This window comes from Streptomyces sp. NPDC006372 (assembly GCF_040612515.1).
Taxonomy (GTDB): domain Bacteria; phylum Actinomycetota; class Actinomycetes; order Streptomycetales; family Streptomycetaceae; genus Streptomyces.
Genome location: NZ_JBEXQJ010000009.1, coordinates 139,243 through 153,437, shown reverse-complemented (window position 1 = coordinate 153,437; position 14,195 = coordinate 139,243). Strand labels below are relative to the sequence as shown.

Genomic DNA, 14,195 nt, shown 5'->3' with positions numbered 1-14,195 from the left:
AGGTCCGCCCGCAGCACGCGACGCCGCGCGCCCTCGCGCTCCTCGAAGCCGTCGCAGGCGGGTCCTCCACCGACCGGAAGTGGTGATCTTCTGTGCCTGTTCGACGCGTCGCCGTGATCGGAACCGGATACGTAGGACTGACCACCGGCGCCTGCCTGGCCTCCCTCGGCCACCATGTGGTGTGCGCGGACGCCGACCCGTACAAGGTCGAGCGGCTGCGCGAGGCGCGGGTGGACATCCTGGAACCCGGTCTGCCCGAGACCGTCCGGGACGAACTGGACGCGGGACGGCTCGACTTCACCGGCGACACCGCGTCCGCCGTCGCCGAGGCCGACGTGGTGTTCCTGTGCCTGCCCACGCCCATGGGAGCGGGCGGCGCGGCCGATCTCGCCGCCGTGGAGGCCGTCGCCGCGCAGGTCCGCGAGGTGCTGCCGCCCGGCTGTGTCGTCGTCAACAAGTCGACCGTGCCCGTCGGAACGAGCGAGCGCGTCGCCACGCTGCTCGACCGGGACGACGTGGCCGTGGTGAGCAACCCGGAGTTCCTGCGCGAAGGCCGCGCCGTCCAGGACTTCCTGCACCCCGACCGCATCGTGATCGGCGCCGCCGACCGGGACACCGCCCGGCGCGTGGCCGGCCTGTACGCCGAACTGGACGCGCCGCTGGTGCTCACCGACCCCGCCAGCGCCGAACTGACCAAGTACGCGGCGAACTTCTTCCTCGCCATGAAGCTGTCCTTCGCCAACAACCTGGCCACCGTCTGCGAACGCTTCGGCGCCGATATCGACGATGTCACCGAGGGCATCGGCCGGGACCCGCGCGTAGGCTCCGCGTTCCTGCGGCCCGGGCCCGGCTGGGGCGGCTCCTGTCTGCCCAAGGACACGCACGCCCTGCTGACCGTGTGCGACCTGGCCGGGGTCGACTTTCCCCTGCTGCGGGCCACCATCGAGACCAATGTCGCCCACCAGCGGCAGCTCGTGGAACGGGTCGCCGCGGCGTGCGGTCGCGGCGAGGGCGGCTCGCTGGACGGCGTACGACTCGCCCTGTACGGCCTGACCTTCAAGGCCGGCACCTCCGATCTGCGCGACTCCCCCGCGCTCTCCTTGGCCCGGCTGCTCCGCGAGCGCGGAGCCCGGCTCAGCGCGTACGACCCCGCGTTGCGCGAGGAGCGGCCCGACCTGAGCGATCTGGTCGAGCTCTGCGACGACCCGGTGCGGGCGGCCGACGGGGCAGCGGCCTGCCTCGTCCTCACCGAGTGGCCGGAGCTGCGCGACCTCGACTGGGCGGAGATCGCCGCGCGCATGGCGGGCCGCGAGGTCCACGACTTCCGCAACCTGCTGGACCCGGACCGCCTCGCGCGGGCCGGGCTGACCTGGCAGGGCATCGGGCTCGCGCAGGCGCCGACGCGGGTGACGTGACAAGGCCCTTTTCGTTCCCCTTCGAACAGTTTCCGAGAGAAAGGCTCACCCCATGCGGGTTCTGTGCACCACGCTCGGCAGTCCTTCCCACGGCCGTGCTCAGCTGCCGCTGCTGCGCGCCCTGGCCGGGGCCGGGCATCAGGTGCTGGTGGTCACCACCGACGCCCTCGTCCCCGTCTTCCGTGACGACGACGTAACGGTGAACGCCGCAGTGCCGGAGTTCAACCCGATGGCCGCGCTGGTCCCCTACCTCGCCGAGCTCGAGGAGACCCCGGACTCGACGGATCCGTCAGGTGTTCTGACCCGGTTGCTGATGCGGAACGTGGCCGGGCCGCACGTCAAGCCGCACCTGGACGTCCTGCTTCCCCTCGCCCGGGACTTCCGGCCCGATCTGATCCTGCGGGACGGCATGGACATGGGCGCGGTGCTCACCGCCGAGCTGCTGGGCATACCGCAGCTGCCGACGCCTTCCGGGTTCAGCAACATCCTGGACCCGGCGGAGGTGCTGCCCCAGCTGAACCAGCGGCGCGAGGAGCTGGGGCTGCCCGTACGGGAGGACCCGCTGTCCGTCGTCCCGCACGGCCGCGTCGACTACGTGCCGTCCTCCTTCTCCTTCGCCCGGCATCTGCCCCGGACGTGGTCCTACCGGCAGACCGTGGACGTCGAGCGCGGCGGAGTGCTGCCGGAGTGGGCCGCCGCCCTGCCCACGGACCGGCCCCTGGTGTACGCCGCGATCGGCACCGCCCTGCCGCAGCTGCGTGCCCGCATGGAAGGCCAGTCCGAGCCACTGCCCGTGAAGATTCCGGACGCCGCCGAGAGCCTGAACGCGATCGTGGATGCGGCGGCCGAACTGGACGACTGCACGGTGGTCGTGTCGACGTCCGGGATACCGCTGGACCGCGCGGGACTGCCCGGGCACGTCCACGTCGCCGACCGGGTGCCGCAGCCGCTGCTGCTGGAGTCGGTGGACCTGTTCGTCACCCATGGCGGCTTCAACAGCATCCGCGAGGCCATGCGCACCGGCACGCCCCTGGCGGTCCTGCCGTTCTTCGGGGACCAGCCCACCAACGCCGAGCGCGTGGAGGAGCTGGGCCTCGGACGTCACCTCACCGACCGCAGCCCGTCCGGCATCGCCGAGGTGTGCCGCAAACTCCTCGCCGATCCCGAGCCGCGGGCGCGGGCCAGGTCGGCCCAACTGGCGATGCTGACGCTTCCGGACGTCGCGGACGCGGTCGCCGACCTGGCGAGGATCGCCGGCTAGCCGGACGGCCCCCGCCCCCACACCGAGGACGACGACACGTGACCTTCTCCGACACCCGAGAACAGGGCTCGGCCGGGGACATGCCCCCGCGGCTCAGTCACCGGCAGATCACCACCGTCATGTCCGGGCTGGTGCTCGGCATGTTCCTGGGGGCCCTGGACCAGACGGTGGTCTCGTCCGCGCTGCGGACCATCGCGGACGATCTGCACGGGCTGACGGCCCAGGCGTGGGTGACGACCGCGTATCTCATCACCGCCACCATCGCGACACCGCTCTACGGCAAGCTGTCCGACATCCACGGCCGCAGGCCCGTCTACCTCGCCGCGATCGCCCTGTTCACCGTCGGTTCGCTGCTGTGCGGATGCGCCACGTCGATCTACGAACTCGCGGCGTTCCGCGCCGTGCAGGGTCTCGGTGGCGGCGGACTGATGTCCCTGGCGATGACGATCGTCGCCGACATCACCACCCCGCGCGAACGGGGCCGTTACCAGGGCTACTTCATGGCCGTGTTCGGCGGCGCCAGCATCGTCGGGCCTCTGGTGGGCGGCGCGTTCGCGGACCGGGCCACCCTGCTCGGCATCGACGGCTGGCGCTGGATCTTCCTGATCAACGTGCCGCTCGCCGCCGCGGCCGCCGTGACGATCGTGCGCGTCCTGCGTTTCCCGCACCGGCGGGTCGGCCACCGGCTCGACTACGCCGGTGCGCTGACCCTGGCCGTGGGACTGGTCCCCCTGCTGGTCGTCGCCGAGCAGGGCCGCACCTGGGGGTGGGACTCGCCCCGGGCACTGTCGATGTACGCGGTCGGGGCGGTGGGACTCGCCGTGTTCGTCGTGGTGGAGCGGCGGTCGGGTGACGCCGCGCTGCTGCCGCCGCGCCTGTTCCGCATCCGGGCCTTCCGGCTGGGCGTCGGGCTGCACTTCCTCGTCGGCATCGGCATGTTCGGCGCCATGACGACGCTGCCGCTGTACTTGCAGCTCGTACGCGGCATGAGCCCCATGGCGGCGGGCCTGGCCACCCTGCCCACGGTGGCCGCGAACCTCGCGGTGACGATGCTGACGGGCCGGATGATCGCCCGGACCGGCCGGTTCAAGGTCCATCTCGTCGCCGGGGTCGGCTCGTTCACCGCGGCGATGCTCGTCTTCGCCACCCTGCGCGTGGACAGCCCGCTGTGGCATCCGGCGCTCGGCATGGTGTTGATGGGCGCGGGCCTGGGCGCGTCGATGCAGACGCTCACCACGCTCGCCCAGTGCGAGGTGCCCCGTACGGACATGGGTGCGGCGACGGCGTCGGTGAACTTCTTCCGCTCCAACGGGGGCACCGTCGGCACGGCGGCGTTCCTGTCGATCCTGTTCACCACGGCGGCCGGCGCCATCGCCGACCGGCTGGCCGAGGCCCGCCACGACCCGGCCTACCGGGCGCTGCTGGACCGGCCCGAGAACGCGCACGCCCTGACGGGAGTGCTGCGTCCCGGCGGCGGCGTCGACCTGGAGGACTCCGCCTTCCTGCGCGCCCTCGACCCGAACGCGGCCCTGCCGTTCCTGGAGGGCTACGTCAGCTCGATGCGCGTCGTCTTCCTCGCCGGTGCCGCGGTGACCCTGGCCGCCTTCGTGATCGCGGCGTGGCGGGTACCGGACCTGACCCTGTCCGACGAATAGACGTCATCGCGGGGATCCCGTACCCGCGAACGGGACCTGGGCCGAGGGGGCGCTCCGGATGCCGGAGGGATGCTGCCACAGGCCCTGCGCCTGGAGCTTCGGCAGGACTCCCTCGCCGAACCAGTAGGCCTCCTCCAGGTGCGGGTAGCCGGAGAGGACGAACTCCTCGATGCCCAGGGCCGCGTACTCCTTGATGCGTTCGGCGACCTCCTGGTGGCTGCCGACCAGGGCGGTGCCGGCGCCGCCGCGCACCAGACCGATGCCGGCCCACAGGTTGGGGTGGATCTCCAGGGCGTCGCGCCGGCCGCCCTCGTGCAGGGCGAGCATGCGCTGCTGCCCTTCGGACTCGCTGCGGGCGAGGCCGGCCTGCACGGAGGCGACGGTCTCCGGGTCGAAGCCGTCCAGCAGGCGGTTCGCCTCCGCCCAGGCCTGCTCGGAGGTGTCACGGGTGATGACGTGCAGCCGGATGCCGAACCGGACGGTGCGCCCCTGCTCGGCCGCCAGCTTCCTGATCCAGGCGACCTTCTCCGCGACCTGCGCCGGCGGCTCGCCCCAGGTGAGGTACACGTCGACGTGCCGGGCGGCGATCTCCCCGGCGATCGGCGAGGAGCCCCCGAAGTAGACCTCGGGGACCGGGTCGGGCACCCGGGCCAGCGTCGCGTCGGCCACCTGGAGGTGCTCGCCGTGCAGGTCGACGGTCTTGCCCTCCCACAGCTCCCGCACGATCTGCAGGAACTCCCCGGTGCGGCGGTAGCGCGCGTCCTTGTCGAGGAAGTCGCCGTAGGCACGCTGCTCGTGGCTCTCGCCGCCGGTGACGACGTTGAGCAGCAGCCGTCCGCCGGTCTGCCGCTGGAAGGTGGACGCCATCTGCGCGGCGAGGGTGGGTGAGACGAATCCGGGCCGGAAGGCCACCAGGAACTTCAGGCGTTCGGTGTTCTGGCTGACCATGGCCGTGGTCAGCCACGCGTCCTCGCACCACGCTCCGGTGGGGGTGAGGGCGCCGACGAAACCGAGGTCCTCGGCGGCGCTTGCGATCTGGCTCAGGTAGGCGACCGACGGCGGCCGGTCCCGTCCGGACTCGGTGGCCGGGGTGCCGTGGCCGCCGCCGACGACATGACGGCTGTCGCCGTTGGTGGGCAGGAACCAGTGGAAGGTGAGGGACACGAGGGGTCTCCGATCGTGAGAGGGGAGGCAGCGGGGCAGCGGGCTCAGAGCAGGCCGTGCCGGGCTGGCCTGGTGCCGTTCAGGACGTAGCGGCCGATGTGCTGGATCTTCCAGCGGGCCGGGTCGTGCAGGGTGTGGGTGCGGGCGTCGCGCCAGTGGCGGTGCAGGCCCAGGGAGTCGAGCGCCGAGCGGGTGCCGGAGACCTCGAAGAGGGCGCTGCCGACCTCCACGGCGGCCTCCGCCGCGGTCACCTTGGCCGCGGCCACCGCGATCGAGGCCTCGGCGGCCGAGTCGTCGGTCAGGTCGTCCCGGGCGGCGTCGACCGTGCGGGCGGCCTCGCGCAGCAGTGCCTCCGCCGCCCGGACCCGCACGGCGAGCTCACCGAACCGCTGGACCAGCAGCGGGTCCTCCGCGGCCGTCTCGAATCCGCTCTCGAACCAGGGCCGGCTTTTCGTGCGGACGAACTCCACGGCCTCCGCGAGCGCTCCGGAGGCGATGCCCGCGTCGATCGCGGCGTGCAGCAACTGGGCCACGGCTCCGTGGAGTTGGGGGCCCTGGAAGGTGAGGTGGTGGGGAACGACACGGTCGGCGGGGACGGGCACCCGCTCCAGGCGGACGGTGCCGCTGGCCGTGGTGCGCTGCCCCATGCCGTCCCAGTCGTCGACGACCGTCAGGCCGGAGGCGTCGCGCGGGACGTACGCCACGTGCAGGGTGTCGTCGTCGGCGCGGGCGAGGACCGGGATCCAGTGGGCGAACAGCGCGCCCGTCGAGTAGTGCTTGACGCCGTCGAGGACGTACGACCCGTCCGGGCGCCGCGCGAGCGTGGTGCGGATGTCCTGCACGTGCCGGGTGCCCGCCTCGGACTGGGCGTTGCCGAACCGGCGGCCCCGCAGCACCTCGCCGAAGAGGAACTCCTGCTGGGCGTGCGTCCCCTGGCGGCGCAGCACGTTGACGTAGACGAAGTGGCTCTGCGGGATCTGGGCGAGGCTGGCGTCGGCGGCGGCCAGCAGCCGGAAGATCTCGGCGAGCGTCCCGGCGCCGACGTCCGCCCCGCCGAACTCGGCCGGGACGCTCACGGCCAGCAGGCCGGAGGCGGACAGCCGTTCCAGCTCCGCGTGCGGGAGCCTGCGCCGTGCGTCCCGTTCGGCGGCGTCCTTGCGGAACTCCGCGGCCAGTTCGGCGGCGACGGCGAGGGCCTCGGCGTCGTCGCCGATCACGTGGGGCGCGCTCATCCGGTGGCCGCCAGCAGCGCCGTACGGCCCCCCAGCGCGGTGGAGAACTGGTCGGTGACCTGGGCCAGGGCCTCGGCCGAGCCGGGTGCGACGGTCAGGGAGCCGTCGTCGCCCATGGTGATGTCCTTGTCGAGGGTGAACCAGCCCGGGACGATGTGCGCGGCGCCCATGGAGCTCAGCACGGGACGCAGGGCGTAGTCGATGGCCAGGACGTGGGCGGTGGAGCCCCCGGTGGCCAGCGGCAGGACCGTCTTGCCGGCCAGCGCGTACTGCGGGAGCAGGTCCAGCAGTGACTTCAGCAGTCCCGAGTAGGCGGCCTTGTAGACGGGGGTGCCGACCACCACCCCGTCCGCCTGCTCGACCAGGGCGGTGGCCCGGACGATCTCCGGGTGCCGGAAGTCCGCTCCGAGGAGCGCTTCGGCGGGGACGGTCCGGACGTCCAGCGGGATCACCTCGTGTCCCTGTGCGGTGAGCCGCGCGTCGAGGTGGCGCAGCAGCCGCTCGGTGCGGGAGGTGGCGGAGGGGCTGCCGGATACGGACAGGATGGTGGCCATGTGAGGACCTTCCGTTGGGCTGTTCGTGGGCGGGCGTCGGTCAGGCGTGGGCGGCGACGGGCTCGGACCGTGCTTCCCGCGCCTCCAGTTCACGCACGAGGGGCAGCACCCGCTTGCCGAAGTACTCGACCTCCTCGTGGTAGTGCAGGAAGCCGAGGAGGAAGAGGTCGACGCCGAGCCGCTTGTAGGCGACGATCCGTTCGGCGATCTGCTCGGGAGTGCCGATGAGTCCGGTACGGAAGCCGTCGTTGTACTGGACGAGGTCCTCGAAACTGGAGTCCTGCCACATGCCCTTGCCGTCGGCGGTGGACTGACCGGCCTGCTGGACGGCGTCGCGGAAGCCGTGCACGGCCCGGGTGTCGGCGTGGGCGACGATCTCGCGGAGCGTCTCGCGGGCCTCGGCCTCGGTGTCGCGGGCGATGAGGAAGCCGTTGAGGCCGAACTTCGGTGGGGTGCGGCCTGCTTGAGCGGCGGAGGCCCGGACGTCCTCGATCTGCTCGGTGACGCCCTCGAAGTCCTTGCCGTTGCTGAAGTACCAGTCGGAGACGCGGCCCGCCATGGCCCGGGCGGCGGTGGAGTTGCCGCCCTGGAAGATCTCCGGGTGTGGGCGCTCAGGGGTGTTGAGCGGCTTGGGCTTGAGGGAGAAGTCGCGCACCCGGTAGAAGTCACCGGCGAGTTCGGCGTGGTCCTCGGTCCAGATGGTGCGCAGGGCGGTGATGAACTCCTCCGCGCGCCGGTAGCGTTCGTCGTGCTCCAGCCAGGGCTCCCCGAGGGCGGTGAACTCGCCCTTGAACCAGCCGCTGACGACGTTGACGGCGAAGCGGCCGCCTGACAAGTGGTCGGCGGTGGCGCCGAGTTTGGCGAGGACGCCCGGGTGCCACAGGCCGGGGTGGACCGCGGCGATGACCTTCAGCCGCTGGGTGGCGAGCAGCAGGGCGAGGCTGAAGCTGGTCGACTCGTGCTGGTACTCGGCGCCGTAGCTGGCCATGTAGCGGACCTGGCTGAGGGCGTAGTCGAAGCCGTTGTTCTCGGCGAGGACCGCGAGCTCGCGGTTGTAGTCGTATCCCCAGTCGGTGCGCTGCTCGACGGTGCTGGTGACCAGACCGCCGCTGACGTTCGGCACCCAGTAGGCGAAGCGGACGGGGTCGGATACGGGCGGTACGGGCATGGGGACTCCTGGGGAGGGCGGAAAGGCACGCGAAGCGCACAGGCGTCGGCACGGGTACGTGCTCGCGCGGGGAATTCAGGCGCGCTGGAGCAGCGGTTCCGGGAAGGCCGTCAGCACGACGGAGAACGTCCGGGACCGCGGTTCATGAACGGTGAGGGCGCAGAAGACGAGTGGGAGGGTTTCCCTCGGGTGCGCTGCGCTCAGGCGCAGCGGCGACAACAGGAGCTGGAGACACGCGCGAGGTCGACGTGGCGTCGTCGCGTGAGGTCCTGTCGCTTCATGTCATCGATCCAACCAAGCGCGAGTCCGGCCGGTCAAGAACGCCCGGTGGTGATTCCACATGGTGAGAGTCGGTATTCACGAGGTTGTGACAGGGATTCCCTTGAACCGGGTTCGCGACGGACGCAGTCTCCTGTCGTGCGTATAGAACAGCTGGAATACATCGCCGCCGTGACCCGGTTCGGTTCGCTGCGGCGCGCCGCTGAGGAACTGCATCTGTCCCAGCCCGCGCTCAGTGAGACCGTGCGCAATCTGGAGCGGGAGCTCGGCGTGGACCTGCTGGAGCGCAAACGGTCGGGCGCGAAGGTCAGTGACGAGGGCCGGGAACTGCTGCCGCACATCATGACGGTGCTGGACGCGGTGGACCGGCTGCGCGGTGCGGCCGGCGATCAGCACCGCATCAGCCGCATGGTGCGGCTCGGCACGGTCAACACGGCCACCGTCCCGCTGCTCATCCCGACCGTGCGGGAGTTCCGGGCCGCGCATCCGGCCACCCAGGTCGAGGTGGTCGGCGCCCAGCAGGCCGACATCCACCGCGGCCTGCTGGAGGGCGCCTTCGACCTGGGGCTGGTGAACTACCTCCACGGGGACGACGTGCCGCCCGGATTCGAGACGACCGAGCTGCTGCGCGGACGGCCGGTGGTGTGCGTACGCCCCGACAGTCCGCTGGCGGCTCTGGACGCGGTGGATGTGGACAGCCTCCTCGCCGAGCCCCTGATCGTGATGCGGTCCGGTTACGTCATGCACCGCTTCGTCCACCGGCTGCTGCGCGGCCGGACACCGTCCTTCTCGTACTCCACCGACGGCGCCGAGATGGGCAAGCTGATGGTCGCCGAGGGGCTGGGGGCCACGGTGCTGCCCGACTTCAGCGTGATCGGCGATCCGCTGGAGCGGCGGGGCACCATCACCGTGCGGCCGCTCGCGGAGGACGAGACCGACGTGCTGCTGGTGCTGCAGCGTCGCCCGGCGGTGTCCGCCCCCCGGGCCGTTCGCGATCTGCACACCCTCTTCGTACGCAACGCGCGTGCGCACCGGGCGCCGTGAGGCACTGACCACTCCCCAGCGCTGAACGAGGCAACCGAAGTGACGGACATCACACCTTGCATTCCGTCGTCCTCAGGTCATCATATGACCTGATCTCCCGGAGGGGCTGCCCCAGCCATTCCGGAGTGCACGGCAATGCGAGGAGGGGCATGAGCGACCTGAACGAGCCCGCACGATCGCGCGTGGGCGTGGTGGGTCTGGGGGCCATGGGCCTCGGGATGGCCCGGAGCCTGCGGACGGCGGGCTACGACGTGGGTGTTCACGACCTGAGGCCCGAGACCGCCGCTGACTTCGCCCGCGACGGCGGGACGGCCTTCGGTACCTGCGGTGAGCTGGCGGCCGCGGTGGACGTCCTGGTCAGCGTGGTGGTGAACGCGGCGCAGGTGGAGACCGTGCTGTTCGGTGCCGATGGCGCGGCCGACCGGCTCCGTCCCGGCTCCGTCTTCGTGATGTGCTCCACCGTCGACCCGGGCTGGTCCGCCGCGCTGGAGAACCGCCTGGCGGACAGGGGTGTGCTCTACCTGGACGCCCCCATCTCCGGTGGCGCGGCGCGTGCGGCGACCGGTGAACTCACCATGATGACGTCGGGCTCCGCCGGGGCCTACGCCCTGGCCGACCCGGTCCTGGAGGCCATGAGCAGCACGCTCTACCGCCTGGGAGAGCGCGCCGGACTCGGCTCCAAGGTCAAGATCGTCAATCAGCTGCTCGCGGGCGTGCACATCGCCGCCGCGGCCGAGGCGATGGCCCTCGGCATCAAGGCGGGCGTTCCCGCCGAGGCGCTCTACGAGGTCATCACCCACAGCGCCGGCAACTCCTGGATGTTCGAGAACCGCATGGCCCATGTGCTCGCCGGTGACTACACACCTCTGTCCGCCGTCGACATCTTCGTCAAGGACCTGGGGCTGGTGCTGGACTCCGCGAGGCCGGAACGGTTCCCGCTCCCCCTCGCCGCCACGGCCCACCAGATGTTCCTCCAGGCCTCGGCGTCCGGACTGGGGGCCGAGGACGACAGCGCGGTCATCAAGATCTTCCCGGGGGTCGACCTGCCCAAGCCGGTGGAGGCCTGACATGGGAATCCGTCTCGGATGCATCGCCGACGACTTCACCGGCGCCACGGACCTCGCCAACAACCTGGTGCGCGCGGGCCTGCGCGTGGTCCAGCTGATCGACACACCACCGGACGGTGTCGAGCAGGCGGTGGACGCGGACGCCGTGGTCATCGCCCTCAAGTCGCGCACCGTCCCGGCCGCCGACGCCGTCGAGGCGTCACTGCGAGCTCTCGCCTGCCTGCGGTCCATGGGCGCGGAGCAGATCTACTTCAAGTACTGCTCCACCTTCGACTCGACTCCGGCCGGCAACATCGGGCCGGTGACCGAGGCACTGATGGACGCCCTGGGCACGGACTTCACGGTCGCCACACCGGCGTTCCCCGACAACGGACGCACGGTCTTCAAGGGCCATCTCTTCGTCGGTGACGTGCTGCTCAGCGACAGCGGCATGCGCCACCACCCGCTCACGCCGATGACCGACTCCAACCTGGTCTCCGTCCTCGGCGCCCAGAGCACGCGCAAGGTCGGCCTCATCGACCACACCGTCGTCGCCGACGGCGTCGAGGCGATCCGGGCCCGCGTCGACGCCCTGCGTGCGGACGGCATCGGGATCGCCGTCGTCGACGCCGTCTCCAACGACGACCTGGTGCGCCTGGGCGCGGCGGTCCAGGGCTTCCCCCTGGTGACAGCCGGATCGGGGCTGGCGATCGGCCTGCCCGCGAACTGGGGGGTCAAGCCGTCCCGCGCCGCCGCGCACCTGCCGCCCACCACCGGCCACCGGGCCGTCGTCTCGGGCTCGGTCTCCGAGGCCACCAACCGTCAGGTCCTTCAGTACCTGCGCACCGGCCGCCCCGCCTTCAGCGTGGACCCGCTGCGCGTGGCGGCCGGCGAGGACGTGGTCGAGGAGGCCCTGGCCTTCGCCGAGTCACACCTGGACGACGGGCCGGTCCTCGTCTACTCGACCCAGCCGGCCGACACCGTCCGGACCGTGCAGGGCCGGCTCGGTGCCGCCGAGGCCGGTGACCTCGTGGAGCGGACGCTGGCCCGCGTCGCACAGGGGCTCGTGGAACGCGGCGTGCGCCGCCTCGTCGTCGCGGGTGGCGAGACCTCGGGCGCCGTCGTCCATGCGCTCGGCATCACCGGGCTCCGCATCGGTCCGCAGATCGACCCCGGTGTGCCGTGGTGCGCGGCGGCCCTCCCCGGCGGGGACACGCTCCACATCACGCTCAAGTCGGGGAACTTCGGCGGCCCCGCCTTCTTCACCTCCTCGTTCGCGCTCCTGGACGAGGAGGCGGCATGAGCCCTCAGGTGAACAGCGAGACCGAGACGGCACACGACGAGGCCGTCGACCTGGCCCGCGACGAGATCGTCCGGGTCGGTACGAGCCTGTTCGCCCGGGGCTACGTCCATGCCAGCGCGGGCAACATCAGCGCCAAGGTCGGTGACCACCACCTGATCACGCCGACCGACGCCGCACTGGGGTTCCTCGAACCCGACCGCCTGGCGCTGGTCGACGCCCGGGGCGAGCAGGTGGCGGGCGACCGGGCCAGCAAGACCCTGACCCTGCATCGCCGCATCTGTTCCGCCGACCCCACGGCCCGCTTCGTCGTCCACACCCATTCCACGCACCTGGTCGCGCTCACGCTGGCCGGAGTGTGGAGCGACGACGACGTGCTTCCCCCCATCACCCCGTACTACGTGATGAAGGTCGGGCACGTCCCCCTCGTCCCCTACCACCGGCCCGGCGACCCGCGCGTGGCCGACCTGGTGACCGCACACATCGCCGACCGCGCAGCGAGCCGTACGCCCATCAGGGCGGTGCTGCTGGACCGGCTGGGCCCCGTGGTCTGGGGCCCCGACGCGGCCACCGCTCTCGCCGTCCTCGAGGAACTCGAGGAGACGGCACGTCTCTGGCTCCTGACCGACCGTCGCCCCGAGCCGCTCGCCGCGCACTCGCTCGACGAACTGAGGTCCACGTTCAACGCCGCGTGGTGACCCCTCTCCCCTCCCGGAGAATTCCCCTGAGCCGCTCAAAGGATCGCCATGTCCATGCCCGTATCGGCGTCCCAAGTCACCGACGCCTCCCGTGAGAACGCCGTCTTCCGCAAGGTCGTACGACGTGTCGTCCCCTTCCTCGTGCTCTGTTACGTCGTCTCCTACCTGGACCGGGTCAACGTCGGCTTCGCGAAGCTCCAGATGTCCGACGACCTCGGCTTCAGCGAGGCGGCGTACGGCCTCGGCGCCGGCCTGTTCTTCGTCGGCTACTTCCTCTTCGAGGTCCCGTCCAACCTCATGCTGCAGCGCGTCGGCGCCCGCACCTGGATCGCCCGGATCATGATCAGCTGGGGCCTCGTCTCGGCGGCGTTCATGTTCGTCCACAACGAGGCGATGTTCTACGTCCTGAGGTTCCTCCTCGGCGCCGCGGAGGCCGGCTTCTACCCGGGGGTGATCCTGTACTGCACCTACTGGTTCCCCTCGCACCGCCGTGCCCGCGTGATCGCCCTCTTCATGTCCGCGATCCCGGTGGCCGGCATCTTCGGCAACCCGCTCTCCGGCTGGATCATGGACCGGTTCCAGGGCGTGAACGGCTGGCAGGGCTGGCAGTGGATGTTCCTGCTGGAAGCGATACCCGCCCTGCTCATCGGCGTGGCCACCCTGTTCTACCTCGACGACAGCGTGCGCGCCGCGAAGTGGCTCACCGACGAGGAGAAGGACGTCGTCGAACGGGCGATCGCCGAGGACGCCGCGCACCAGACCGTGCACGGCCGGGTCTGGGACGCCTTCCGCGAGCCCAAGGTGTGGCTGATGTGCCTCATCTACTTCTGCTTCGTCATGGGCCAGTACGCCCTGACGTTCTGGATGCCCACGTTCATCGAGTCCACCGGCATCGAGGGCAACCTCGCGATCGGCGCGCTCAGCGCGGTGCCGTTCCTGGCCGCACTGGTCACGATGAACCTGCTCGGACGTTCCGCGGACAGGCGCCGCGAGCGCCGCTGGCACCTGGTCGTCCCGAGCCTGATGGGCGCCGTCGGCTTCTCCCTGGCGGCCGGCTGGGCCGGGTCCACCGCACTGTCCCTGATCGCGCTGTCCGTCGCCGCGGCCGGTGTGCTGACCTGCGCGCCGCTGTTCTGGTCGCTCCCCACCGCCTTCCTCGGCGGTACCGCAGCCGCGGTCGGCCTCGCCGTGATCAACTCGGTGGGCAACCTCGCCGGTTTCGTCAGTCCCTACATGATCGGCGCGCTGAAGGACGCGACCGGCTCGACCTCCCTCCCGATGTACGTCCTGGCGCTCACTCTCGTCCTGGGCGCCGCCGCGGTGCTCACCACCGACAAGCAGACCGTCAACCGCTGAACCGGGGCCGCCCGGTCCCGTCG

At 71.3% G+C, this 14,195-nt stretch carries 13 protein-coding genes; 8 read left to right on the top strand and 5 right to left on the bottom strand.

The genetic code is table 11. From position 1 onward, the window contains the following. The first annotated feature begins 92 nt into the window (after positions 1–92). The 3 genes from ABZ016_RS17120 to ABZ016_RS17110 are packed head-to-tail and all read left to right on the top strand — an operon-like array spanning position 93 to position 4,331. Positions 93–1,415, top strand: coding sequence for a UDP-glucose/GDP-mannose dehydrogenase family protein (locus ABZ016_RS17120; RefSeq protein ID WP_356917426.1), 1,323 nt, complete (start codon positions 93–95; stop codon positions 1,413–1,415). Between the two features lie 52 nt (positions 1,416–1,467). Continuing rightward, on the top strand, positions 1,468–2,676 hold the full coding sequence (locus ABZ016_RS17115) for a glycosyltransferase (protein ID WP_356917425.1): 1,209 nt from the start codon (positions 1,468–1,470) through the stop codon (positions 2,674–2,676). A gap of 38 nt (positions 2,677–2,714) precedes the next feature. Next, positions 2,715–4,331 (top strand): MDR family MFS transporter, encoded by a 1,617-nt coding sequence (locus ABZ016_RS17110; RefSeq protein ID WP_356917424.1) that lies wholly within the window; start codon positions 2,715–2,717, stop codon positions 4,329–4,331. A gap of 3 nt (positions 4,332–4,334) precedes the next feature. On the opposite strand, the gene ABZ016_RS17105 is transcribed toward ABZ016_RS17110, so the two are convergent. The 5 genes from ABZ016_RS17105 to ABZ016_RS17085 form a co-directional block, all read right to left on the bottom strand. Continuing rightward, positions 4,335–5,495, bottom strand: a complete 1,161-nt coding sequence (locus ABZ016_RS17105; protein WP_356917423.1) for an LLM class flavin-dependent oxidoreductase — start codon at positions 5,493–5,495, stop codon at positions 4,335–4,337. A 44-nt stretch (positions 5,496–5,539) separates the two neighbouring features. Continuing rightward, a complete protein-coding gene (locus ABZ016_RS17100) occupies positions 5,540–6,727 on the bottom strand; it encodes an SfnB family sulfur acquisition oxidoreductase (RefSeq protein ID WP_356917422.1) in 1,188 nt (395 codons plus the stop codon). Continuing rightward, positions 6,724–7,281: an NADPH-dependent FMN reductase gene (gene ssuE / locus ABZ016_RS17095; RefSeq protein WP_356917421.1), complete on the bottom strand. Its 558-nt coding sequence runs from the start codon at positions 7,279–7,281 to the stop codon at positions 6,724–6,726. The genes ABZ016_RS17100 and ssuE overlap by 4 nt, the downstream gene beginning before the upstream one ends. A 40-nt stretch (positions 7,282–7,321) precedes the next feature. After that, positions 7,322–8,449, bottom strand: a complete 1,128-nt coding sequence (sfnG, locus tag ABZ016_RS17090) for a dimethylsulfone monooxygenase SfnG (RefSeq protein WP_356917420.1) — start codon at positions 8,447–8,449, stop codon at positions 7,322–7,324. A 200-nt stretch (positions 8,450–8,649) separates the two neighbouring features. After that, positions 8,650–8,730 carry a putative leader peptide gene (locus ABZ016_RS17085; protein WP_356917512.1) on the bottom strand — a complete coding sequence of 27 codons (81 nt, stop codon included), beginning with the start codon at positions 8,728–8,730 and terminating at the stop codon, positions 8,650–8,652. A 136-nt stretch (positions 8,731–8,866) separates the two neighbouring features. On the opposite strand from ABZ016_RS17085, the gene ABZ016_RS17080 reads away from it, so the two are divergent. From ABZ016_RS17080 to ABZ016_RS17060, 5 genes are all read left to right on the top strand, one after another. Next, a complete protein-coding gene (locus ABZ016_RS17080; protein WP_356917419.1) occupies positions 8,867–9,772 on the top strand; it encodes a LysR family transcriptional regulator in 906 nt (301 codons plus the stop codon). Positions 9,773–9,921: 149 nt separating this feature from the next. After that, a complete protein-coding gene (gene ltnD, locus ABZ016_RS17075; RefSeq protein WP_356917418.1) occupies positions 9,922–10,839 on the top strand; it encodes an L-threonate dehydrogenase in 918 nt (305 codons plus the stop codon). A 1-nt stretch (position 10,840) separates the two neighbouring features. Beyond that, positions 10,841–12,121, top strand: a complete 1,281-nt coding sequence (otnK, locus tag ABZ016_RS17070; protein WP_356917417.1) for a 3-oxo-tetronate kinase — start codon at positions 10,841–10,843, stop codon at positions 12,119–12,121. Beyond that, positions 12,118–12,816: an aldolase gene (locus tag ABZ016_RS17065; protein ID WP_356917416.1), complete on the top strand. Its 699-nt coding sequence runs from the start codon at positions 12,118–12,120 to the stop codon at positions 12,814–12,816. The genes otnK and ABZ016_RS17065 overlap by 4 nt, the downstream gene beginning before the upstream one ends. 48 nt (positions 12,817–12,864) lie before the next feature. Then, positions 12,865–14,172, top strand: coding sequence for an MFS transporter (locus ABZ016_RS17060; protein ID WP_356917415.1), 1,308 nt, complete (start codon positions 12,865–12,867; stop codon positions 14,170–14,172). Positions 14,173–14,195 lie beyond the last annotated feature (23 nt).